Source organism: Pseudoxanthomonas suwonensis (genome assembly GCF_010093235.1).
In the GTDB taxonomy this organism is placed as follows: Bacteria; Pseudomonadota; Gammaproteobacteria; order Xanthomonadales; family Xanthomonadaceae; genus Pseudoxanthomonas; species Pseudoxanthomonas suwonensis.
On sequence record NZ_PDWP01000002.1, the window covers coordinates 172,259 to 193,614 of the forward strand.

Below are 21,356 nucleotides of genomic sequence, written 5' to 3' on the forward strand. Positions count from 1 at the left end.
GGACGCGATGGGGGATGCATGAACCTGCACCAGGAACACCACTTCGAGCGCGAGATCTGCGAGCACCTGGCCAGCAGTGGCTGGCTCTACGCCGAGGGCGACGCGGCGCATTACGACCGGCAGCACGCCCTGTACCCGCCGGATCTGGTCGCCTGGCTCCAGGCCACCCAGCCGGACAGCTGGCAGGCACTGGCAAAGGCCCACGGCCCGCAGGCCCAGGCTGTGCTGGTGCAGCGCATCCGCAAGAACCTCGATGAACGCGGCACCCTGGAGGTGCTGCGCCGCGGGGTGGAGATGGTAGGGCTCAAACGCCCGCTGTCACTGGTGCAGTTCCGCCCAGCCCTCGCGTTGAACCCGGTGATCGAGCAGCACTACGCGACCAACCGGCTGCGCGTGGTGCGTCAGGTCAAGCACTCGGCCAACAAGCCCAATGACTGTGTCGACCTGGTGTTGTTCGTCAACGGCATCGCCGTGGCCACGGCCGAGCTGAAATCCGACTTCACCCAGTCCGTGGGGGATGCGGTCGACCAGTACCGGTTCGATCGTGACCCGCATCCCAAGGGCGGCTTGGCGGAGCCGCTGCTGGCCTTTCCCGGAGGGGCACTGGTGCACTTCGCCGTAAGCCAGTCCGAAGTGATGATGACGACGCGACTCGCGGGCGCTGGGACTACCTTCCTGCCGTTCAATCGCGGCAATGCCGGCGGTGCGGGCAATCCCCCGGATCCCGAGGGTCCAGCCACCCGTTACCTGTGGGAGGAAGTTTGGGCCCCGGACAGCTGGCTGGAAATCCTGGGGCGCTACCTGATCGGAAAGCGCGACAGCAAGAAGCAGCTGAAGACGATCATCTTCCCGCGCTACCACCAGTTGGATGCGACCCGGAAGCTGGTGGCCGACGTGCGCGCCAGTGGCCCGGGACAGCGCTATCTGATCCAGCACTCGGCAGGTTCTGGAAAAACCAACTCGATCGCCTGGTCTGCACACTTCCTCGCCGACCTGCATGATGCCGGCAATGCGAAGATGTTCGACAGCGTGCTGGTGGTGTCCGACCGCACGGTGCTGGACTCGCAGTTGCAGGAAGCGATCTTCGACTTCGAGCGCACAACCGGGGTTGTGGCTTCCATTACCGGCGAGCAAGGTAGCAAGAGCGCCCAGCTGGGCGAGGCGCTCAAGGCTGGCAAGAAGATCATCGTCTGCACCATCCAGACTTTCCCGTTTGCGCTCAAGGCCGTGCAGGAGCTGGCAGCTACCGAGGGGAAGAGGTTTGCGGTCATCGCCGACGAGGCGCATAGCTCGCAGACCGGGCAGGCGGCAGCGAAGCTCAAGGAGCTGCTGAGCGCGAAGGAATGGGAAGAACTGCAGGACGGTGGGGAGATCGACACCGAAACGCTGCTTGCTGCGCAAATGGAGGCACGCAGTGCCCAGTCCGGACTGACCTATGTCGCCTTCACTGCTACCCCAAAGGCCAAGACGCTCGAACTGTTCGGACGCACCGGGCCCGATGGCCTGCCGCAGCCGTTCCATGTGTACTCGATGCGCCAGGCCATCGAGGAAGGTTTCATTCTCGATGTCCTGAGGAACTACACGCCCTACAGCCTGGCTTTCCGGCTGGCCCACAACGGCAAGGAGTTCGACAACGCCGAGGTGGAGCGCAGCACGGCCATGAAGGGGATCATGCAGTGGGTTCGCCTGCACCCCTACAACATCGCGGCCAAGGTCCAGGTCGTGGTGGAGCATTACCGCGAGAACGTGCAGCCGCTACTGGAAGGCCGGGCAAAGGCCATGGTGGTGGTAGCCTCGCGCCGCGAGGCCGTGCGCTGGCAGAAGGCCATCCGCGAGTACATCACCCGTCGTGGCTACCCGTTGGACGTGCTGGTGGCATTCTCCGGCGAGGTGGACGATCCGGAGACGTTCCCCGAGCCGGTGACTGAGGGTAGTGCGCTCCTCAATCCGGGCTTGAAAGGCCGCGATATCCGGGAGGCGTTCGCTCTCCCCGAGTATCACCTGTTGCTGGTGGCCAACAAGTTCCAGACAGGATTCGACCAGCCCCTGCTATGTGGCATGTACGTGGACAAGAAGCTGGGGGGCATCCAGGCCGTGCAAACCCTGTCGCGGCTCAATCGTGCTTATCCGGGCAAGGACACCACCTACATCCTGGATTTCCAGAACGACACGGACGAGATCCTGCAGGCGTTCCGGACCTACTACGAGACGGCTGAGCTGGAAGCGACAACCGATCCGGATCTGGTGTTCAGCTTGCGGGCCAAGCTCGACGCTGCCGGCCACTACGACGACTACGAGGTTGAGCGCGTGGTCAAGGTCGAGCTTGACGCTGGTGCAAAGCAGTCGCAGCTGGTGGCTGCCATCCAGCCCGTCGCGGATCGCCTGCTCAAGCAGTACAAGGCTGCCGCCGAGGATTTGGCCAAGGCGCAGGCGGCAGGGCAGTCGCAGGCTGCGGACGATGCCAAGGACAAGCTGGATGCCTTGCTGCTGTTCAAGGGCGACATGGGGGCATTCAACAGGATCTACGCGTTCCTGTCGCAGATGTTCGATTACGGCAACACCGACATCGAGAAGCGGTTCCTGTTCTATCGCCGTCTTCTGCCGCTGCTGGAGTTCGGGCGCGAGCGTGAAACGGTGGATCTGTCCAAGGTGGTCCTGACCCACCACACGCTGCGTAACCGCGGTAAGCAGACGCTTTCCCTCTCCAGCGCCGAGCCGTATCCGCTTTCGCCAATGGAGGCGGTAGGCAGTGGTGGGGTGCGGGAAAAGGAGCACGCCTACCTTGCAGAGATCATTGAACGGGTCAACGGCTTGTTCGAAGGGCAGATCACGGACGACGACCAGCTGCAGTACGTGAATGGAGCGATCAAGGGCAAGTTGCTGCAGAACGCGACCCTGGCGCAGCAGGCGGCATCCAACTCCAAGGAGCAGTTCGGGAATTCTCCGGATCTGTCCCGTGCCCTGGTGGACGCGATCATCGACGCATTCGAGGCCCATGCCACGATGAGCCAGCAGGCGCTGGACTCCAAGCGCGTCCAGGATGGATTGAAGGACATCCTCCTGGGGCCGGGACAGCTGTACGAATCTCTCCGGGCGCGTGCCGGTTCCGGACAGAGCGCAGGATTGTCCGGCTAGGTCGCTTTGCATGCTCGCGCCGTGGGCGCTGGTGTATGGGTTTGCCCCTTGGTCGCGTTCCAGCACATCAGTGCATGGCTCGGAGCTTCGCCCTCAAGGCTCCGGAGCCTCGTGATCGAGGTTCTGGGCTTTGGCCACAGGTCTTTGTGCCTTGCGATCAAGGCTCCAAGCCTTACGCACAAGCCTCCGAGCCTCGCCCGCAAGCCAAAACGCTCCGGACTCCAAGGCTTTTCGGCTTGCGCTCGGGGCTTTGAGCCTTGCGCTTGGGGCTGGTGAGCCTTGCGCGCAAGGCTCCGGGCTTTGCGATCGAGGCTCCGAGCCTTGCACCTGGACCTCGGAGCCTTGCGTTTGCAAGGCCTAAAGCCTTGCGCACAAGGCCCCGGGCTCCGGCTGCAAGGCTCTGAGCCTCGCGTGCAAGGCTCCGGGCTTTGCGCGCAAGGCTGGGGAGCCGGACGGTCGGGGCTCGGAGCCTTGCGGGTAGGGCCCGGGCAGCGGTGTGCGGACTGGCCCGTGGGGCGCTCCGGGCTGTGGGAGCCGGCAATGAGCAGATGAGCCTCGGCGCCCGGCGTCGCGGTGTCATGTCGACCGGATCCGCGGCGGATGTCGGGCTTTTCCGACACCACTCGACACGGCGGAAAGGTGCAAGCAGTACTGGCAGGCCGGAAGTCTTTTGTGCGTCAGTAGCTTGCGTTTGTCTGATGCCGCGATTGCAGGTTTTCTGGCAAGCCGATGCGCCGGAATCTGACAGGACTTTCGGAGTGGGCTTGGCACGGGGCGCCTGGAGGGTGCCGGAATTTTCCGAGGTGACTTCGGCAATTTCCTGCACGAAATTCAGTCGCCCGCTGATGGCGGGAGCGCGGAGAGGCCGCCAGCGTCTGCGGGCCGGCATGAGGGCCGGTATCACTGACAAGGAGATGAAATGAGCCAGAACCTCATCGACTTCGAGCTGTCCTCCGAGTCCCTGGCCGGGATCGACGAGGCCATCAGCCGGCTGGAGACGCACCTGGTGATGCTGCGCGACCTGGACCCGACCATGCGTCGCAACCTCACCAAGATGGGCGACAAGTCCGAAGCGTTCTGCCGCCAGGCGCTGGTGGCCTTCGAGCAGAACCCGGAGGTCCTGCCGCGCAACTTCAACCTCGATGGCTACCGCCGCGACCTGGCGGCGATCGACGCAGTGCGACCGCTGCGTCAGCGCCTGGCGCGCCTGCTCGAGCGCCTCTCAGACACCGAGATGGCCCTCGGTAGCGACCTGATGACCGCTTCCCTCGAGGGCTACGCGGTGCTGAAGGTCTCCGGCAAGGGCGAAGGCCTGGACCACCTGCGCCAGGCCCTGTCGGCCCGCTTCGCCCGCCGCCGGCGCAGCAGCAACGATCAGACGTCGGAACCGGCGCCGGAACCGGTGCAGTGACCGGGGAAGGGCCTTGGAAGGCCACCTTCGGGTGGCCTTCTTGGGCTGCTCCAGATACCTGTTGACGACTTGCTGGCTCCCGAAGAATGCTGCCGGCCAATCGCAGCACACGGGGGCAGGGGATGAGCGTGGAATTGACGGCGACGGGTGGCCTTATCGAGCTCAACGATCTGCTCGGGAAGGCAGGCATCGATCCGGAAGCCACCCTGGTGATGCGCCATCGTCCTGCCGAAAAGACACTCCGCGAAGTGCTCCCATGGTTGGCCGCCGATCGCCACGACCTCTACAACGCCTACCAGAGCCAGCACGGCCCGCGGGTGGAGGCTGCCTTGCAGCGGGCCACTTACCTGGTTTCCCTGATAGGGCACGAGGCCGGCGCTGCGCTTTTCGTGGGGATCTACCGCGTGGCTGGGGAGCAGGTCGTCAGCCGGGAGGCCCTGGAGACCACACCGCATATGCAGGAGCTTTTTGCGCTCGGATGCGGTGGGCCGGAGCGGGAATCGTTGCTGCGCTTTGACTTGCAGCTGGCGCCGGCGCTTGCGGCGTGGAAGGGCCGGCTGGTGCTGACCTGGCCCGGCATCGAGCGGTCCTGGTGGCGCTGGGCGGATCGCAACGTCATCCCGGTTCGGGCGATCCACGAGGAAAGCATGCTGGTCCGCAAGGTGCCGGACTGGCAGCAGCTGGTGCTGCGCTGGGAGGAGCTGGCGGTACTGCCGACGAGCTGGAAGGCGGCGCTGTGCCAGTGGCGCGGCATCTACTACATCTTCGACCGTCAATCCGGAAAGGGTTACGTCGGATCGGCCTACGGCGCGGACAATATCCTCGGCCGCTGGCAGGGATACGCGAAGGACGGACACGGCGGCAACAAGCTCCTGCGCGGATGCCGCAAGGAGAACCTGGAGTTCTCGATCCTGCAGCGCGTCGGACCGGATATGCCTGCGGCCGAGGTGATCGAGATCGAAGGCCACTGGAAGCAGCGCCTGCATACCCGCGCGCCGTACGGCTTGAACGACAACTGATCCTTGCTGCCTGCGGCAGCGCGGCCCCGGGGCGGGTATCCTGATCCGCCTTTCAGAACACGCGGTGCCCGCCATGGCCAAGGCCATCAACCCCCTCCAGGAACAGCTGCTCAAGGCCGGGCTGGTCAAGAAGTCCAAGGTGGCCGAGGTGGCGCGCGAGCAGGCCAAGGCGCGCAATGCCAAGGGCGGGGCGGCCGGTCCCAGCGAGATCGAGCTGGAGGCGCAGCGGGCGCGGGCCGAGAAGGCCGAGCGCGACCGGGCGCTGGAGGCCGAGCGCAAGGCGCAGGCGCAGCGTCGCGAGCTGCAGGCCCAGGCCAGGCAGATCGTGCGCGACCGCAAGCTGCCGCGCAGTGGCGAGCTGGAGTACCGCTTCACCGCCGTCGGGGTGATTCGGACCCTGCTGGTGGACGAGGACCAGCGCCGCAAGCTGGCCTCCGGCGCGCTGGTGATCGTCGCGGCGGGCGAAGGCTACGAACTGCTGCCGCGGGTGGCCGCCGACCAGGTGCGCCAGCGCGACGAGTCCATGATCGTGGTCGACCACGGCCAGGCCTCGACCGAGGCCATCGACCCGGACGACGAGGACGCGGCGTACTACGCGCAGTTCAAGGTGCCTGACGACCTGATGTGGTGAGGGGGGCAAAAACCGGGGTCAGAGTCACTTTTCCCGGCTCTCCCGCCGGACTGCCCGCCCGCGCTGGGGAAAAGTGACTCTGACCCCGGTTGACCCTGGCCCGTTTGACTCTGACCCCGGTTCTGGCGAGACGTCCACCTGGTCCAGCCGCCAGTGCAGGTCGCGGGCGAGCTGGCGGATCTCCTGGGCCTGGGCAGCGCTGAGGCTGGCGTTGTCCAGCAGCACGATGCCGGAGAGGTGGAAGCCTTCCTCGTGCAGGCGCACGGCGCAGCCTTCGACCCAGGGCAGGGCGGAGATCCGGCGGCGCAGTTCGTCGGGCAGGGGATCGGGATCGCTGCGGTCGAGCTTCTGCGGACGGGCATCGTGCAGGTCGCGCACCGCGGCGCGCAGGTTGCTGGCACCGTCGTGCAGCACGCTGCCGGCGATGAACAGCGCCGCGGCGGCATCGGCCCACCACCAGCCCATGCCGATGCCGGCCACGCCGGCGATGCCCGCCAGGCCGGTCATCCAGTCGGCCTTGCCCACGTCCGCATCGGTGTGCAGCGGCTTGAGGCTCAGCTGCTCGGCCATCTTCATCTTCTTGCGGCCGAGGATCACCGGCGGTACCACCGAAACCACCATGGCCGCCATCATGATCCAGCCCTGCCACACCACGTGGCCGCCGAACACCATGGTGCCGACGACGGGGCGGGTGGCGGTCAGCAGGGTGTGCAGGCCGTCGTAGACCAGGGCCAGGCCGACGCCGGTCAGGGCCACCGACGAGATCAGGAAGTTGACGTCGAACGCCCGCTCGCGGCCGGTGGTGTACTCCTCGTCCACGCCCTTGCGGCGGAAGCGGCTGGCGACCAGGAAGGCGGCCGGCGGCACCAGGCTTAGGAGGTCCTCGACCAGGGCGGTCTTCATCGCCTGCGAGCCGCCCATCACGAAGTACATCATCGTCGCCACCAGGCCCATGACCCCGAGGGTCCACCAGCACAGGTGTTCGGCGCGGCGCAGGGCTTCGCGCTGCTGTTGGGGAAGTTCGCGCGGAGGCGGGCGGCGGCCGTCGCGGCTCATTGCGCGCCCTCCCGTTCCACCAGGTATTCGTCGAAGGACAGATGCCAGGCCGACTGGCCCGGTGGCAGGGCGATGCGGCGCTCGGGCATGGGGCCGTCGGGTCCGGCGCGCAGGCCCAGCGGTCGGGACCAGCCGACCTTGGGCTTCCATGGCGAATCCGCATCATGGCCGCCGACAACCGCATGCAGGCGGGCGCGCTCCAGTTCGCGCATCAGCGCGTCATGCCCGCCGGGCTTCCATTCGACGCGGTAGCCATGCGCATCGGCAAAGCGCTGCACCAGTTCGGCTTCCGGGCCAGAGACGCGGCCGTCGTCGCCCACCACCACCCAGGGTGGATCGTCGCTGGCGCCCACGCGCATGGCGTGCTGCGCGGCCTGCGTGCTGAGGTCGTCGGCATCGCGCGGGTAGGGGCCGCAGCCGGCCAGCGTGGCCGAGGCCAACATCACCCACGCCATGGCACGAATGCGATGCATGGCCGCCCTTATGGACGCAGCGGGGTGAACGGGCCGTCAGGCCGGCAGAAACTGGGGTCAGCAGCGATAAACGGGGTCAGAGTCACTTTTCCCGGGTCTTCGGCGGGCAAGCCCGCAGGACAGCCCGAAAAGTGACTCTGACCCCGTTTAGCGACAGCCGGATCACATGCCGGCAACGCTTGCGGTGGGAACCTGCGGCGAAATCCCGGTCACCGCCGATGCATCTCATCCAGCTGTTCCTGCCCCTGCGCGACAACGACGGCCAGGCGTTCCCGAAGGCGATGTACGACGAGGTCCGCGCAGACCTGGCCGAGCGATTCGGTGGTGTCACCGCGTTCGTGCGTTCCCCGGCCTTGGGCCTGTGGGAGGACGACGACGGCGACGTGCAGCGCGACGACGTGGTCCTGCTGGAAGTGATGACCGACCACGTCGACCACGGCTGGTGGGCCGCCTACCGCAAGCGGCTGGAGCAGCGCTTCCGCCAGGACGAGGTGCTGGTCCGCGCCACCCGCGTCGAACGCCTCTAGAAAAACCGGGGTCAGAGTCGAGTTTTGGGGGTATTCCTACCCGCGCCATGGCGACAACTGCCCGGGACGCCGTGGCTGTCTGCAGCGGGACACTGCGACTTCGGCATCCAGCCAGTACCCGTTCGTGTCGGTCTTTTCCCAAAAGTGCACTCCGACCCCGGGGGACCCCGGCCGCCTGTCGCCGGATCTCCTCGCGGCGTAAGCTCGTGTCAGCTTTCTCCTAAAAGTGCACTCTGACCCCGGTTTTGGAGGTTTTGATGGCCTATACCAACCACTATCCTGAAACCGAGCCCTCGCGTGCCGAGGTGGATGCGCGCGGGGAGGTGTTGCTGCTGGAGTTCGGGGCGCCGTGGTGCCCGCACTGCCAGGGCGCGCAGTCGGCGATCGAGGCTTTCGTGGCCGAGCATCCTCATCTGCAGCACATCAAGGTCGAGGATGGCCGCGGCAAGCCGCTGGGGCGCTCGTTCAAGGTCAAGCTGTGGCCGACCCTGGTGCTGCTGTATCGGGGCGAGGAACTGGCGCGGGTGGTGCGCCCGGTGGCCGGGGAGGACCTGGAGCCGCTGCGCGGGGCGATGGTCGGGGGCTGAGGCGTGGTGATGAAGTATCCCGGCGTGATGGTGGTGGTGTCGCTCGCGCTCGCGGGTTGCGCGGGTACGGCGGAGCGGAGCGGGCGGGATGCCGCCGTGGGCGAAGCGGCGGAAGCCGCCGTGGCCGCCTCGCCAGCGGCGTCGTCTGCCTCCACGGCGGCGCCGGCAACGCCAGCGGTCGCCGATCCGCTTGCGCGCTTCGCCACGCCGGCCGAAGGCATCCGTTCCGGCGGCCGGATCAGTGCCGCGGACCTGCCCGCGCTGCAGGCGGCCGGCATCACCCGGGTGATCGACCTCACCCCCGATGCCGAGACGCCCGATTTCGACGAAGCGGCCGCCGTGCGCGCCGCCGGCCTGCGCTATGACAACCTGCCCATCGCCGGGCCGGCCGACCTGGACCGCGTCGCGGTCCAGGCCTTCGATGCGCTGCTGGCCGAAGGCCAGGGCCGGACCCTGGTGCATTGCGCCAGCGGCAACCGCGTCGGCGCACTGGCCGCGTTGCGCGCGGCCTGGCTGCAGGGCGCCGACGACGACGCGGCCCTCGCCGAGGGCCGGCGCTGGGGTCTTACCGGGCTGGAGCCGGTGGTGCGCCAGCAACTGCTGCGCGAGCGCTGCCTGGCCGAAGCCGGTAGCGCCGCCCATGCAGGCGATGCCACGCGTTGCGACGCCGGCTGAGACGGCTCAGGCCTTGCGTGCGCTGAGGAAGGTCCACAGGTCCTGGTAGGACGGCACCAGCACGTCCTGCTCGCAGCGCTCCACGAAATGCGCGTCCACCGCCTGCCGGATCAGCGGCAGCACCTCGCGGCGCAGGATGCGGTCGGCTGCATCGTCGCGGCCGTGCCCGCAGCACTGCATGCTCAGCACGCCGCCCGGGCGCAGGGCGCGCGCGATATGGCCGATGATGCCGGTGATGAATTCGGCGCGCGACTGGCCCTCGCGCACCGGATCCATGGTCAGGTCGTAGACCACCGCGTCCAGGTCGTGCGCCTGCGCGATCCAGGCGAAGGCGTCGCCGGTGACGATCCGGGCGTGCGGGCTGTCGAAGGCGTCGCCGCACAGCGCCGACAGGTGCTCGCGGCACAGCGCCATCACCCGCGGGTCGATCTCGACCATGGTCAGTTCGGACGGCAGGCCGTCCAGCGGTTCGAGGGTGCGGATGAGCTCGGCGAGCACGCCGCCATCGCCGCCGCCGAGGACGGCGACGCGTTCCAGGCGCGGATGGGCCAGCAGCGGGCTGGCCATGGCCACGCCGTAGGCGACGTCGGATTCGGAGATCTGCAGGTCGTCGTCCAGGAACAGCTGGCCCCCGAAGCGCGGGTGGCGGGTGACGACCGCGTGCTGCATGCCGGTATGTTCGTCGGCGAGCACGGTGTTGGAGGGGGCCGGCGGGACCGGCGGGCGGGGCAGGCGGAGTCCGGCGCGGGGGCCGTTGGCTATGGTCAATCCAGGGTCCTCATTCGGGAAAACGGGCCTCCCATGCTGGTCAATCCGCGCGCGAGGTTCAAGTTCGCGGCCCTGGCGGCGTGCCGCCCGCGGGTACGCGCGGGCGGCAGACGCGCTGAACCGGACAGGCCCCGGCGCCGGCCATGGCGTGGTCTTCACGTCGGAGGTCCATAGTGCGCGGATCACAGTTCCGCGCCCGGCGCGAGAGGCAGCCCGTATGCAGGACGGCTCCGGCCGAAACAGCCGCACGCGCATTTCCACCGGCAATCCCGGGCTGGACGACATCCTTGGCGGCGGATTCGATCCGCACCGCCTCTATCTCTACGAGGGCCGCCCCGGCGCGGGCAAGACCACCCTGGCCTTGCAGTTCCTGCTGGACGGCGCGCGCAATGGCGAACGGGTGCTCTACATCACCCTGTCCGAAAGCCAGCGCGAGCTGGAGCTGGTGGCCGAGCGCCATGGCTGGGATCTGTCGGCCGTGGAAGTGGTCGAGATGGTGCCCTCCGAGGAGATGCTCGAGCAGGAGCAGGAAATGACGCTGCTGCATCCGGCCGAGGTGGAGCTGGGCCAGACCACGCGCCGGATCCTGGACCGGGTGGAGCAGGTCAATCCCACGCGGGTGGTGGTCGACAGCCTCTCGGAGCTGCGCCTGCTGGCGCAGGACTCGTTGCGCTACCGGAGGCAGGTGCTGGCGCTCAAGCAGTTCTTCGCCAACCGAAACTGCACGGTGGTGCTGCTGGACGACATGACCTCGCACGAGGGCGACCTGCAGCTGCACTCCATCTCCCATGGCGTGGTCCTGCTGGAGCAGCTGGTGATCGACTACGGTGCGGAGCGCCGCAGGATGCGGGTGATCAAGATGCGCGGTATCGCCTTCCGCGGCGGCTTCCATGACATGAAGATCGTGCACGGCGGGATCGAGGTGTATCCGCGCCTGGTCGCCTCCGAGCACCACACCGAGTTCATTGGCGAATACACGCCAAGCGGCAGCAATGAGCTGGACCGGATGCTGGGCGGCGGCCTGGAGCGCGGCACGAACGCGCTGCTGATCGGCGCGGCCGGCGTGGGCAAGTCCTCGCTGACCCTCACCTACGCCATGGCCGCCGCGGACCGCGGCGAGCGGGTGGCGTTGTTCGCCTTCGACGAGGTCCGCGGCACCGTGGTCGCGCGTTCGCAGGCGTTGGGGCTGGACCTGGAAGCGGCCATGGAGTCCGGTCGCGTGCTGTTCCAGCAGATCGATCCGGCGGAGATGTCGCCGGGCGAGTTCGCCGCGATCGTACGCCGCCGGGTCGAGGTCGATGGCGCGCGGATGGTGGTGATCGACAGCCTCAACGGCTATCTCAACGCCATGCCGGATGGCCGCTTCCTGATCCTGCAGATGCACGAGCTGCTGAGCTACCTGGCACAGCAGGGCGTGGTCACCCTGCTGGTGCTGGCCCAGCACGGAATGGTCGGGGTAACCGAAGCGCCGGTGGACCTCAGCTACCTCAGCGATGCGGTGCTGATGCTGCGCTACTTCGAACACGCCGGCAGGGTGCGGAGGGCGATATCGGTGATGAAGAAGCGCAGCGGCTACCACGAGCCGACCGTCCGCGAGTTCCAGCTGGGCCCCGGTGGCCTGCTGCTGGGCCCGCCCCTTTCCGGCTTCAGTGGCGTGCTCGCGGGCGTGCCGACCTATACCGGCAGCGACGAGCCCCTGCTGCCGGGTGACGGCCGTGCCGGCTCGTAGCGCCCCCGTCCTGGTATACACCCCCACCGGACGCGATGCGGCCGTGGCGGTGGAACTGCTGCGGCGCGCCGGGATCAACGCGCATGCCTGTGCCGATTACGCGGAGTTGCTGGCAGGCCTGGACGGTGCCGGCGTGGTGGTCGTGGCCGAGGAAGGGCTGGTCGGCCAGCCGCAGGAACAGCTGGCGCGCTGGGTCGAGGAACAGCCGCCCTGGTCGGACCTTCCATTCGTGATGCTTACCAGCCAGGTGGTGCACGAGCGCGTCGCGGCCTGGCGGCAGCGCCAGATCGAGCGCCTCGGCAACGTGTCCCTGGTCGAGCGCCCGCTGCAGCCGCTGACCCTGGTCAGCGTGGTCAGGTCCGCCCTGCGGGCGCGTGGCCGCCAGCTGGAGGTGCAATCGCTGCTGGAAGCCCGCGAAGCGGCGGCGGCAGGGCTGGAAGCGAAGGTCGAACAGCGTACCGCGCAGCTGCACCAGGCCAACGACCGCCTGCGCGAGGAGATGGAACGGCGCGAGCACATCGAGGCTTCGCTGCGCCATGCGCAGAAGATGGAGGCGCTGGGCCAGCTCACCGGCGGCGTGGCGCACGACTTCAACAACCTGTTGATGGTGATCAGCGCCGGCCTGGAGATGCTCGAGCGCAGCGACGAGCCGGAGCGCCGCAAGCGGTTCATGGGTGCCATGCGCCAGGCCAGCGACCGCGGTGCATCGCTTACACGGCAGCTGCTTACGTTCTCGCGTCGGCATGCGGTGCATGCAGCGACCGCCTCGTTGCCGGCGCTGCTGGGCAACATGGGCGAGCTGCTGGACCGCAGCCTGCGCGGCGACGTGGACGTGGACGTGCGGCTGGCGCCTGACCTGTGGCCGGTGCACGTGGACGCCGGCGAGTTCGAGATCGCCATCCTCAACCTGGCGGTCAACGCGCGCGACGCGATGAACGGCAGTGGACGCATCACCATCCGCGCCGACAACGTGGTCGAGCGGGGCGTGGACGGCGAGCAGGAGATGGTGCGGCTGGTGGTGCGCGACACCGGCTCGGGCATGAGCGAGGAGGTCAAGGCCCGCGTGTTCGAGCCGTTCTTCACCACCAAGGATGTGGGCAAGGGGTCCGGCCTCGGGCTGGCCCAGGTGTATGGCTTCGCCCAGCAGTCCGGGGGCAGGGTGGAGATCGATTCGGCACCCGGCCGCGGTACGGCGATCACCCTGCTGCTGCCGCGATCGCCGCATTCGCTGCCGGATGGGCAGGTGGCGCGGACCGTGGTGGCCGGCCCGGAAGCGCCGCCGAGCCGTTGCGTGCTGCTGGTGGAGGACGACGTGGAAGTGGCCAGCCTGGTGCAGGAGATGCTGCGCGCGATCGGCTGCGACGTGGTGCACGCGATGAGCGCGCGCGCGGCGCTGGGCGCGCTGGCCAACGGCCGCCACATCGACCTGGTGTTCTCCGACGTGATGATGCCCGGCGGTACCAGCGGCATCGAACTGGCGCGCGAGGTGCGCCGCCGCCGGCCCGGCCTGCCGATCCTGCTGACCAGCGGCTTCTCCGACCCGGTCGGCCCGCAGGCGCAGGCGCTGGACATCCCCGTGCTGCGCAAGCCCTACGCCCTGGACGACCTGCGCGAGGCGGTGCACCAGCAACTCGGCGCCGCGCCGTCCGCGTAGCCGCGTAACCCCGTAGCCCGGGTAAGCGAAGCGCACCCGGGTTCCCCCTCCCTCTGGCGGGGGCCTAACGGGGTGGGCCTAACGGGGTCAGAGTCACTTTTCCCCCTTTTCTTGCTGGGTTGCCTGCCAGCGTGCCCGGGAAAAGTGACTCTGACCCCGTTACCCGTTGCTGGGTTGCCTGCCAGCGTGCCCGGGAAAAGTGACTCTGACCCCGTTACCCGCGGCATCATTCGCCGATGCCTGTGACTGACGTATCCGGCGCCGCCGCGGCGCCCCTGACCCGCGCCGCCATCGCCCGCAAGGCCTGGCCGATCATCCTGGCCAATGCCTCGGTCCCGCTGCTGGGGCTGGTCGACACCGCGGTGATCGGCCATTACGGCGGCACCGCGGACCTCGGCGCGCTGGCGCTGGGCGCGCTGCTGTTCAACTTCGTCTACTGGAGCTTCGGCTTCCTGCGCATGGCCACTACCGGCTTCGTCGCCCAGGCCGCCGGCGCCGGCGACGAGGCCGAAGTGCGTGCGGCGCTGCTGCGTCCGTTGCTGCTGGGCGCGGGCCTGGGCCTGGCGATCTGGCTGCTGCAGTGGCCGCTGGTGGCCGGCTACTTCGCGCTGATGGATGCCAGCGCCGGAGTCGCGGCCACCGGTGCGGACTACTTCGCCGCGCGGGTGTGGGGCGCGCCGGCGGCGCTGGCGCTGTATGCCTTGTGCGGTGCGCTGGTAGGCCTGGGCCGCAGCCGCACGCTGCTGGTGGTGCAGCTGCTGCTGAATGGACTCAATGCCGCGCTGGACGTGTACCTGGCCGGCGTGCTCGACCTGGGCGCGCGCGGCATCGGCCTGGGCACGGCGATTGCCGAATGGACCACCTGCCTGGTCGCGGCTGCGGTGGTGTGGCGCATGTTGCGCGCGCGCCACCGCGACGATGAGCCGTTCCTGCCGTGGCCGCGGATCGGCGACCGCGCGCACCTGCGCCGTACGCTGGCGGCCAACGGCGACATCATGATCCGTACCCTGTGCCTGCTGGGCGGCTTCGGCTGGTTCGCGCGCCAGGGTGCGGCGATCGGCGATGCCACCCTGGCCGCCAACCACCTGCTGCTGCAGCTCGTGTCATTCAGCGCGTTCTTCCTCGACGGCTTCGCCTACGTGGCCGAGGCACAGGTGGGCCATGCGGTGGGCGCACGCGACCGCCAGCGCTTCCGCCTTGCGGTGCGGCTGAGCAGCGAGCTGGCGGTGGGGACGGCGGCGGTGCTCGCGGCGACGCTGTGGCTGGGCGGAGATGTGCTCGTACGGATACTCACCGCGTTGCCGGAAGTGAGCGCAGTTGCACTGGCGCACCTGCCCTGGGTGGCTTTGTATGTGCTGCTGTCGGTCGCCGCGTTCCAGCTGGATGGGATCTTCATCGGTGCCACAGGCACGCGGCAGATGCGCAATGCCGGGCTCGCCTCGCTGGCGGTGTTCCTGCCTGTGGCCTGGCTGGCCGTCGGAACCTGGGGCAACCACGGGCTGTGGGCGGCATTTGTGCTGTTCGTGGTCGCGCGGGCACTGGCACTGCTGCCGTATTACCGCAGGCTGGAGACGGGGCTGGGGTGATGCCCGGAGCCCGGATAGGGCCGTGTTCCCGCGCCGTCGAAGTGCGATGACGTCCGGGCCGTCGCCACGGCTATTGCGTTCCTTGAAGCGCGATGTCCTGCTTTTTGCATCCGGGTTTACGGCAGTTCTCACTGTCCCGCAGGGCGACCCGGGTGCGCTTCGCTTACCCGGGCTACCGGTCTGGACCCTTCTCCACCGTGAGATGCGTTGTAGCCCGGATAAGGCCGCAGGCCGCATCCGGGTTTGCGCCACCTGGACCGTCGCCGCGGGCGCCTGCGCGATGCTGGTGCTTCCCCGGCTGGAAGTCTGCGCCCCGCTCACGCGCGTGGACGTAGCCTCGATTGCCACACGCGAGGACACGTCATGACCAGGAACCACGACCAGGACCCGGCGAAGGATCCGAACCAAAGCCAGGACGGCGCTGAATCCAACCGCACCACGCCGCCGGACGCAGGGCAGGGCGAATCCCCGCCGGAGGCGCCGGCCACCGATCCGCAGGCCGGCATCGACCGCGAGGTCGGTGACCTCGAGGATCCGGACGCCGAGGACGATGGCGCCCTGCCGGGCCGCGCCGGTGGAGGACTCGCAGGCGGCTGATGCCCCGACAGGCCGTCGGCCGCGTGACATTCACGTGGCGACGGCGACAATCACGGTCCGCCTCGATTCCCCAGGCCCGTGACTCCCCAGCGCCGGCTCCCGCTCATCATCGCCACCGCCCTGTTCATCGAGAACATGGATTCGACGGCGATTTCCACCTCGCTGCCGCAGATTGCGGCGGAGCTGGGGACCGAGCCGGTGGCGCTGAAGCTGGCGCTGACCACCTACATGCTGGCGCTGGCGGTGTTCATCCCGGTCAGCGGCTGGGTGGCCGACCGCTTCGGCGCCCGGCGCATCTTCGTCGGCGCGATCGCGGTGTTCCTGGTCGGCTCGCTGTGCTGCGCGGCCAGCGACGGCCTCGGCACGCTGGTGGCCGGTCGCTTCGTGCAGGGCGTGGGCGGGGCGATGATGGTGCCGGTGGGGCGTCTGGTCCTGCTGCGCAGCGTCGAGAAGGCCGAGCTGGTCCGCGCGCTGAGCTGGCTCACGGTACCGGCGATGCTGGGGCCGATGCTGGGCCCGGTGCTGGGCGGTGCGATCACCACCTACACGCACTGGCGTTTCATCTTCCTGATCAACCTGCCGATGGGCCTGCTGGGGATGTGGCTGGCCTGGCGCTTCGTGCCCGACCTGCGCCAGCCGGTGAAGCGCATGGACTGGCGCGGCTTCGTGCTGTCGGCCAGCGGCCTGGGCCTGGCGATGTTCGGCCTGTCGGCGGTGGGGCGTGGACTGATGCCCGGGGCGGCGACCGGGCTGGTGATCCTCGCCGGCGCCGGGCTGATCCTCGCCTACGTGCGACATGCGCGGATCCATCCGCACCCGCTGCTGTGCCTGGACCTGCTGCGCTATCCGACCTACCGCGCCGGCGTGCTGGGCGGTTCGCTGTTCCGCATCGGCATCGGCGCCACGCCGTTCCTGCTGCCGCTGATGCTGCAGCTGGGCTTTGGCCTGGATCCCCTGCAGTCGGGCCTGATTACCTTCACCTCCACCGCGGGCGCGATGTTCATGAAGGTGGTCGCGCCGCGCATCCTGCACCAGTTCGGCTTCCGCTCGATCCTGGTCTGGAACGGCCTGCTGGCGTCGGCGCTGCTTGCCGGGTTCGGCCTGTTCCAGGCCGATACGCCGTACTGGCTGATGGTCGGCGTGCTGCTGGCCAGCGGCTGTTTCCGCTCGCTGCAGTTCACCAGCATCAATGCCATCGCCTATGCCGAGATCGGACAGGAGCGCATGAGCGAGGCCAGCAGCCTGGCGGCGGTGGCGCAGCAGGTGGCGCTGGCGCTGGGCGTGACCGTCGGCGGCTATGCCCTGAGCATCGCGGGCAGGGTGACCGGGCGCGAGGACGGCGATCCGGTGACCTTCCTGTTCGCCTTCCTCACCGTCGGGCTCATCTCCGCCGCATCGATCCTGCAGATGCGCAGGCTGCATCCCGACGCGGGTGCGGAAATGGCGGGTCGTGCGGAGGCAGGTCATGAGGTGGCCGAGCCCAAGGTGGAGGCGCGCCCGCAGGCCTGAGTCGGGCGGCCCGCCCGGCTAACGGGGGAGGACCGGATCGCCCAGGCGGCGACCGGCGAGCGCCTCGAACTGGACCGGGTCGTGCGAGCAGAACAGGGTGAGCTGCTGCTCGCGCAGGGCCAGTTCGCGCAGGCGGTCGCGGCTGCCCAGGCGCGACCGCCGGTCCTTCTCCATCATCCACTGGTACAGGCGCAGTCCCGGCGTGCAGCAGGGCCGAGGATGCATCTCGCGGGCATCGAAGTAGGCGTCGCCGGCCAGCAGCAGCCAGTCGTGGTCGCGCCGGATCGCCACGCCGGCATGGCCGTGGGTATGTCCAGGCAGATGCACCATCAGGATTTCCGGTGGCAGGCCACGCAGGCCGGACACCGCGTCGAAGCCCATCCAGCTGTCGGTGCGGGCGTCGTCATACGTGAGCCAGCGCCCCCGCGAACCCCACTGCTGCGGCCGGAACCGCTGGCGGTCCAGCCAGGTCCGCTGGCGCGCGGCCGCCTCCTGCTCGATGGCACGCAGGTGGACGGTGGCGTTGGGGAAGTCGTCCAGGCCGCCGGCGTGGTCGAAATCCAGGTGGGTGAGGACGATGTCGGTCACGTCCGCCGGCGCATGTCCCAGCGCCAGGACCTGGCGTGCCGCGGTCATCTCCGTGCGCAGGTCCGGGGACAGCAGGCCCAGGAAGAACGCGCTGAGGCGATCGCGTGGATGGGCCACGTCGTGCAGGCCGAGTCCGGTGTCCACCAGCACCAGGCGATCGCCGCTCTCGACCAGCAGGCAATGGCAGGCCAGGGCGGCGCGGGTGAATACCCCTCGCGTGCGACCGTCCATCAGATGCCCGCCCAACGGGCAGGTGGATATGCAATTGAGGTGATGGACTTTCATGGCGGCTCCGCGGGCGTGCAGGCCTGCAGGGTGCAGTCTGGACGCGGCAGCCGGTGCGATCCGCGTTGCCAAGGATGCTGCATCGTTTTCATTCGGGCCTGCGCCGCTTGGGCCGCGGCTCGCGATGCTGGCGGAAGACGCACAGAGAAAGGGCCCCGCATGGGGGCCCCGGGACCGGATGACAGGCTGGGATCAGCGCTGCTGGCCGCGTTGCTGCTGGTCCTGCTGGTTCTGGCGGCCCTGCTGGTCGTGCTGTTGCTGCTGCTGGTTCTGGCGACCCTGCTGGTCATCCTGCTGCTGCTGGTTCTGGCGCTGCTGCTGGTCCTGCTGGCCCTGCTGATGCTGCTGGCCCTGCTGGTCCTGGCGGCGCTGCTGGTCCTGCTGGTTCTGGTTCTGCTGGTTGGCCATTTCTGCGCTTCCTCTTCGAGGCCGTGGCGGAGTGCCAAGGTCCGCGACCAGTGTCGGCATCGGTGCGTTAGCGTCGCGCCCAGCAGGCAGTGAAAGCTGTTTTACGAAAATGGAATCCAGCCGCCGCATCGCCTTGGAAAACAGGGATTTGCCGACGCTGGCGCGAGAATGGGCGTTATTGCCGTGCGTTATCCGCTAATGCCGCGGTGGATGTTTTCCGCGGCAGCGCATGGATGGGGATGAACTGGACAGGATTCGACAGCTCGTAGCCCGGGTAAGCGCAGCGCACCCGGGATGGCGCGGCGGCTTGCTCAGGCGTGGTGTATCCCGGATGCGGCCTTCGGCCTTATCCGGGCTACACGGCATGGATCCGGATACAGGAAAGCCGCGACGCTTGCGCGTCGCGGCTCTGGCCTGGCGGGTGACGCTGCTGTTACTGGCCGCTGGTGCCGGACTGCAATGCGCGCGCCTGCTCCAGGTGCTGGGCGACGTGTTCGCGGGTGGTGGTCAGGTGCTGGCGCACGTCCTCGCGGGTGGCCGCGGGAATCAGCTTCTGGTCCAGCGCTTCCAGCGCTTCGGTGTGGCCCTTCACCATGGCGTCGACATAGGCCTTGCGGTAGGCCTCGCCATCGAGCTGGTCCAGCGTGGCGCGCTCCTGCTCGCCTTTCTGGCGCTGGGCCTGGGCGTCCTGGGCCTGCTCGTCCGGGCCGAAGGCGCTGGTCTGGGTGCGGTTCTGGGTGTGCTGGTCGATCATCAGCCGAGCGTAATCGGCGGTCACGCCGGTGACGCCCTTGGCCAGGGCCTGCTCGCCCGCGGCGATCTCGTGCTCGTTGATCGCGTTGAGCGCGCCCAGCGCTGCCGCCTCTTCAGGCGTGGCCTGGCTGTCGCCGAAGGCAGGATCGGTGGCGCCCGGCGGCTGGGCCGCCGGATCGGCCGCCGAGGTATCCGGCACGCCCGGAGCCGTGTCGGCGTCATTGCGGTCCTGGCCGCAGGCAGTGAGGCCGGCGATGGCGAGGGCGAGCAGGGCGGGGGTCGCGATGCGTTTGATGTTCTTCATGTGTTCTCCGTGGAGGGAAAAGGGCCAGGCGCCGACCCGGGGGAGCCGGCGCCTGGGGGCCCACGGCGAAAGGAGCATGGCAAGCGCCGTGGCCGGGGGGGGTCAGGCAGCGTCGCGCTGCTGCGCGGCGCGCTGGTTGCCGCCCTGCTCCGCGAGCAGGGTCAGCTTCTCGTCGGTGGCCTTCTCTTCCTCGAGGGTCTCGAGGATCAGCGGCAGGGCCTCCTTGTAACCAAGCTGCTTGGCCAGGGCGGCCAGGGTGCCGTAGGCGGCGATTTCGTAGTGCTCGACCTTCTGCGCGCCACCGATCAGGGCCGCGTCGCGCAGCGGACCTGCGTCGATCGCGTCGATCACTTCCTTGCCTTCCTCGATCAGCCCTTCCATCGCCGCGCACTTGATGCGCTTGAGGCGGATGTCCAGCAGGTCGACGATCTGGTCGATGCGCTCGATCTGGCCCTGGGTTTCCTCCAGGTGCAGGCGGAAGCCTTCGGCCAGTTCCGGGTTGTCGGCGGCGCGCGCCAGGCGCGGCAGGGCCTTGGTCAGCTGCTTCTCGGCGCTGTAGATGTCCGACAGCTCGTGGATGAAAAGCTCTTCGATGTTCTTCACCGCCATGATGGATGCTCCTTCGTCTGCGGCCGGATGGGTGGGGAAGGGTGCGCGCCGGCCACACGCATCGTGGGGCCATGCTGGACCCGGACCCATTGGCGCGCGGTCCAGCAGCGGTGAAATCGGTGTTCAAAGCGCGTAGTAGGGGTTTCATCGCGTATCGACGTTTCCTTCATCGCATCGTGCCTGCCGCGGAGGTCTCATCGCTGGATCCAGTGCGAGAAGGGAGGAACCCATGCAGATGCCTGTTTCGAGGATGCTCTTCGCTGCCCCGCTGCTGTCGGTGCTTGCGCTTGCCGCCTGCGGATACGACGCCGCCCCGCCGGAAGGCAACGACGGCAATACCACCGGCGAGCGCGGTGCAGCCGGCGCGGTCGCCCGCGATGCGGCGGGTAATGCATCGCCTTCGCCCGAAGGTGATTCGCGCGTGGTGGATCTGGCGATCGAGCAGGAGCCGGCGCCGCACCTGGTCGATGCCAGTGGCGCGTCGCTGTACTACCTGGAGGGCAACGTCGATGGCACCAAGTGCGACCAGGCCTGCGAGGGCGTGTGGCCGCCGGTGCTGGGCACGGGCACGTTGCAGGTGGCCGATGGCGCCGGTGGCAGCGCCGCAGTGGGCACGCTGCAGCGTGCCGATGGAACCCAGGTCACCTGGCGTGGCCAGCCGCTGTATCGCTACGCCGGCGACCAGGGCGCACGGCGTTCGGCCGGCGACGGCGTGGTCGATGAATGGGGCCACTGGCAGCTGGCGCGGCCCTGAGGCGGCGTGGCCGGCAGGCGGTGTTTCCCTGCCGGCCTTTCGATCACGGAAAAAAAAGGTTCTTCTCCCAACTAAGGGGAGAGAGGCACACGGCCGACCCGGCAGACTTGCTGGTGTCGAAGCAACAAACTGGGGCCGGCCGTGGCCGAGTTGGATTGTATGTCTCCGCTGGGAGGCTGGGCGGGATATGGCGTAAGCCGCTGGCATCGCGAGCCGCGCGGCGGCCAACGCTGGCTGGTGATCGAGCTTGATCCGCAGGAGGGCGTGCGGCGTTGCTGCAGCGGCTGCGGCCAGCCCG

At 68.5% G+C, this 21,356-nt stretch carries 20 protein-coding genes; 14 read left to right on the plus strand and 6 right to left on the minus strand.

The annotated features are described in order from the left end of the window. The first annotated feature begins 18 nt into the window (after positions 1–18). The 4 genes from CSC68_RS01670 (at position 19) to CSC68_RS01685 (ending at position 6,196) form a co-directional block, all read left to right on the plus strand. A complete protein-coding gene (locus tag CSC68_RS01670) occupies positions 19–3,135 on the plus strand; it encodes a type I restriction endonuclease subunit R (RefSeq protein WP_162201759.1) in 3,117 nt (1,038 codons plus the stop codon). A gap of 919 nt (positions 3,136–4,054) precedes the next feature. Next, positions 4,055–4,546 (plus strand): hypothetical protein, encoded by a 492-nt coding sequence (locus CSC68_RS01675; protein ID WP_162201760.1) that lies wholly within the window; start codon positions 4,055–4,057, stop codon positions 4,544–4,546. 122 nt (positions 4,547–4,668) lie between these two features. Continuing rightward, on the plus strand, positions 4,669–5,565 hold the full coding sequence (locus tag CSC68_RS01680; RefSeq protein ID WP_162201761.1) for a GIY-YIG nuclease family protein: 897 nt from the start codon (positions 4,669–4,671) through the stop codon (positions 5,563–5,565). 73 nt (positions 5,566–5,638) lie between these two features. Beyond that, positions 5,639–6,196: a DUF2058 domain-containing protein gene (locus CSC68_RS01685; protein WP_162201762.1), complete on the plus strand. Its 558-nt coding sequence runs from the start codon at positions 5,639–5,641 to the stop codon at positions 6,194–6,196. Between the two features lie 24 nt (positions 6,197–6,220). On the opposite strand, the gene CSC68_RS01690 is transcribed toward CSC68_RS01685, so the two are convergent. Both CSC68_RS01690 and CSC68_RS01695 read right to left on the minus strand, forming a co-directional pair. After that, positions 6,221–7,252, minus strand: a complete 1,032-nt coding sequence (locus CSC68_RS01690) for a cation efflux transmembrane domain-containing protein (protein ID WP_246193415.1) — start codon at positions 7,250–7,252, stop codon at positions 6,221–6,223. Continuing rightward, a complete protein-coding gene (locus tag CSC68_RS01695) occupies positions 7,249–7,725 on the minus strand; it encodes a transporter substrate-binding domain-containing protein (RefSeq protein WP_246193416.1) in 477 nt (158 codons plus the stop codon). The genes CSC68_RS01690 and CSC68_RS01695 overlap by 4 nt, the downstream gene beginning before the upstream one ends. Positions 7,726–7,943: 218 nt before the next feature. Between CSC68_RS01695 and CSC68_RS01700 the strand changes: the two genes are divergently transcribed. From CSC68_RS01700 to CSC68_RS01710, 3 genes are all read left to right on the plus strand, one after another. After that, entirely contained in the window at positions 7,944–8,252 is a 309-nt protein-coding gene (locus tag CSC68_RS01700; RefSeq protein WP_162201763.1) for a hypothetical protein, read from the plus strand. A gap of 257 nt (positions 8,253–8,509) precedes the next feature. Continuing rightward, complete coding sequence (locus CSC68_RS01705) at positions 8,510–8,839, plus strand: thioredoxin family protein (RefSeq protein ID WP_162201764.1); 330 nt, start codon at positions 8,510–8,512, stop codon at positions 8,837–8,839. Positions 8,840–8,848: 9 nt separating this feature from the next. Next, positions 8,849–9,514: a protein tyrosine phosphatase family protein gene (locus CSC68_RS01710; RefSeq protein WP_246193417.1), complete on the plus strand. Its 666-nt coding sequence runs from the start codon at positions 8,849–8,851 to the stop codon at positions 9,512–9,514. A gap of 6 nt (positions 9,515–9,520) precedes the next feature. Here CSC68_RS01710 and CSC68_RS01715 read toward each other — a convergent pair whose 3' ends face one another. Next, the gene (locus CSC68_RS01715; RefSeq protein ID WP_162201765.1) at positions 9,521–10,282 is read right to left on the minus strand and encodes a spermine/spermidine synthase domain-containing protein; all 762 of its coding nucleotides are present in this window, start codon (positions 10,280–10,282) and stop codon (positions 9,521–9,523) included. 217 nt (positions 10,283–10,499) lie between these two features. On the opposite strand from CSC68_RS01715, the gene CSC68_RS01720 reads away from it, so the two are divergent. The 5 genes from CSC68_RS01720 to CSC68_RS01740 all read left to right on the plus strand — a co-directional run bounded on the left by CSC68_RS01720 (position 10,500) and on the right by CSC68_RS01740 (position 17,357). Continuing rightward, positions 10,500–12,011 carry an ATPase domain-containing protein gene (locus CSC68_RS01720; RefSeq protein WP_162201766.1) on the plus strand — a complete coding sequence of 504 codons (1,512 nt, stop codon included), beginning with the start codon at positions 10,500–10,502 and terminating at the stop codon, positions 12,009–12,011. Continuing rightward, positions 11,998–13,665, plus strand: a complete 1,668-nt coding sequence (locus CSC68_RS01725; protein WP_162201767.1) for an ATP-binding protein — start codon at positions 11,998–12,000, stop codon at positions 13,663–13,665. Before CSC68_RS01720 ends, CSC68_RS01725 begins: the two co-directional genes overlap by 14 nt. Before the next feature lie 236 nt (positions 13,666–13,901). Next, positions 13,902–15,251 carry an MATE family efflux transporter gene (locus CSC68_RS01730; protein WP_162201768.1) on the plus strand — a complete coding sequence of 450 codons (1,350 nt, stop codon included), beginning with the start codon at positions 13,902–13,904 and terminating at the stop codon, positions 15,249–15,251. Positions 15,252–15,614: 363 nt separating this feature from the next. Then, the gene (locus tag CSC68_RS01735) at positions 15,615–15,848 is read left to right on the plus strand and encodes a hypothetical protein (protein WP_162201769.1); all 234 of its coding nucleotides are present in this window, start codon (positions 15,615–15,617) and stop codon (positions 15,846–15,848) included. Between the two features lie 78 nt (positions 15,849–15,926). After that, a complete protein-coding gene (locus tag CSC68_RS01740) occupies positions 15,927–17,357 on the plus strand; it encodes an MFS transporter (protein ID WP_162201770.1) in 1,431 nt (476 codons plus the stop codon). 18 nt (positions 17,358–17,375) lie between these two features. Here the strand turns inward: CSC68_RS01740 and CSC68_RS01745 are convergent, their stop codons facing one another. Beyond that, positions 17,376–18,230 carry an MBL fold metallo-hydrolase gene (locus CSC68_RS01745; protein ID WP_162201771.1) on the minus strand — a complete coding sequence of 285 codons (855 nt, stop codon included), beginning with the start codon at positions 18,228–18,230 and terminating at the stop codon, positions 17,376–17,378. Between the two features lie 159 nt (positions 18,231–18,389). On the opposite strand from CSC68_RS01745, the gene CSC68_RS15815 reads away from it, so the two are divergent. After that, complete coding sequence (locus CSC68_RS15815; RefSeq protein WP_162201772.1) at positions 18,390–18,731, plus strand: hypothetical protein; 342 nt, start codon at positions 18,390–18,392, stop codon at positions 18,729–18,731. Between the two features lie 340 nt (positions 18,732–19,071). Here CSC68_RS15815 and CSC68_RS01755 read toward each other — a convergent pair whose 3' ends face one another. Both CSC68_RS01755 and CSC68_RS01760 read right to left on the minus strand, forming a co-directional pair. After that, positions 19,072–19,695: a DUF4142 domain-containing protein gene (locus CSC68_RS01755; protein WP_162201773.1), complete on the minus strand. Its 624-nt coding sequence runs from the start codon at positions 19,693–19,695 to the stop codon at positions 19,072–19,074. A 102-nt stretch (positions 19,696–19,797) separates the two neighbouring features. After that, positions 19,798–20,304: a YciE/YciF ferroxidase family protein gene (locus CSC68_RS01760; protein WP_162201774.1), complete on the minus strand. Its 507-nt coding sequence runs from the start codon at positions 20,302–20,304 to the stop codon at positions 19,798–19,800. Positions 20,305–20,533: 229 nt separating this feature from the next. On the opposite strand from CSC68_RS01760, the gene CSC68_RS01765 reads away from it, so the two are divergent. Beyond that, positions 20,534–21,058 (plus strand): COG4315 family predicted lipoprotein, encoded by a 525-nt coding sequence (locus CSC68_RS01765; RefSeq protein ID WP_162201775.1) that lies wholly within the window; start codon positions 20,534–20,536, stop codon positions 21,056–21,058. Positions 21,059–21,356: the final 298 nt, after the last annotated feature.

Coding starts and splice junctions, on each gene's coding strand:
- CSC68_RS01680 (WP_162201761.1), top strand. CDS start 4,669: ATGAGCGTGGAATTGACGGCGACGGGTGGCCTTATCGAGCTCAACGAT.
- CSC68_RS01685 (WP_162201762.1), top strand. CDS start 5,639: ATGGCCAAGGCCATCAACCCCCTCCAGGAACAGCTGCTCAAGGCCGGG.
- CSC68_RS01705 (WP_162201764.1), top strand. CDS start 8,510: ATGGCCTATACCAACCACTATCCTGAAACCGAGCCCTCGCGTGCCGAG.
- CSC68_RS01675 (WP_162201760.1), top strand. CDS start 4,055: ATGAGCCAGAACCTCATCGACTTCGAGCTGTCCTCCGAGTCCCTGGCC.
- CSC68_RS01730 (WP_162201768.1), top strand. CDS start 13,902: ATGCCTGTGACTGACGTATCCGGCGCCGCCGCGGCGCCCCTGACCCGC.
- CSC68_RS01700 (WP_162201763.1), top strand. CDS start 7,944: ATGCATCTCATCCAGCTGTTCCTGCCCCTGCGCGACAACGACGGCCAG.
- CSC68_RS01755 (WP_162201773.1), bottom strand. CDS start 19,695: ATGAAGAACATCAAACGCATCGCGACCCCCGCCCTGCTCGCCCTCGCC.
- CSC68_RS01690 (WP_246193415.1), bottom strand. CDS start 7,252: ATGAGCCGCGACGGCCGCCGCCCGCCTCCGCGCGAACTTCCCCAACAG.
- CSC68_RS01695 (WP_246193416.1), bottom strand. CDS start 7,725: ATGCATCGCATTCGTGCCATGGCGTGGGTGATGTTGGCCTCGGCCACG.
- CSC68_RS01670 (WP_162201759.1), top strand. CDS start 19: ATGAACCTGCACCAGGAACACCACTTCGAGCGCGAGATCTGCGAGCAC.
- CSC68_RS01735 (WP_162201769.1), top strand. CDS start 15,615: ATGACCAGGAACCACGACCAGGACCCGGCGAAGGATCCGAACCAAAGC.
- CSC68_RS01745 (WP_162201771.1), bottom strand. CDS start 18,230: ATGAAAGTCCATCACCTCAATTGCATATCCACCTGCCCGTTGGGCGGG.
- CSC68_RS01760 (WP_162201774.1), bottom strand. CDS start 20,304: ATGGCGGTGAAGAACATCGAAGAGCTTTTCATCCACGAGCTGTCGGAC.
- CSC68_RS01765 (WP_162201775.1), top strand. CDS start 20,534: ATGCAGATGCCTGTTTCGAGGATGCTCTTCGCTGCCCCGCTGCTGTCG.
- CSC68_RS01710 (WP_246193417.1), top strand. CDS start 8,849: ATGAAGTATCCCGGCGTGATGGTGGTGGTGTCGCTCGCGCTCGCGGGT.
- CSC68_RS01720 (WP_162201766.1), top strand. CDS start 10,500: ATGCAGGACGGCTCCGGCCGAAACAGCCGCACGCGCATTTCCACCGGC.
- CSC68_RS15815 (WP_162201772.1), top strand. CDS start 18,390: ATGGGGGCCCCGGGACCGGATGACAGGCTGGGATCAGCGCTGCTGGCC.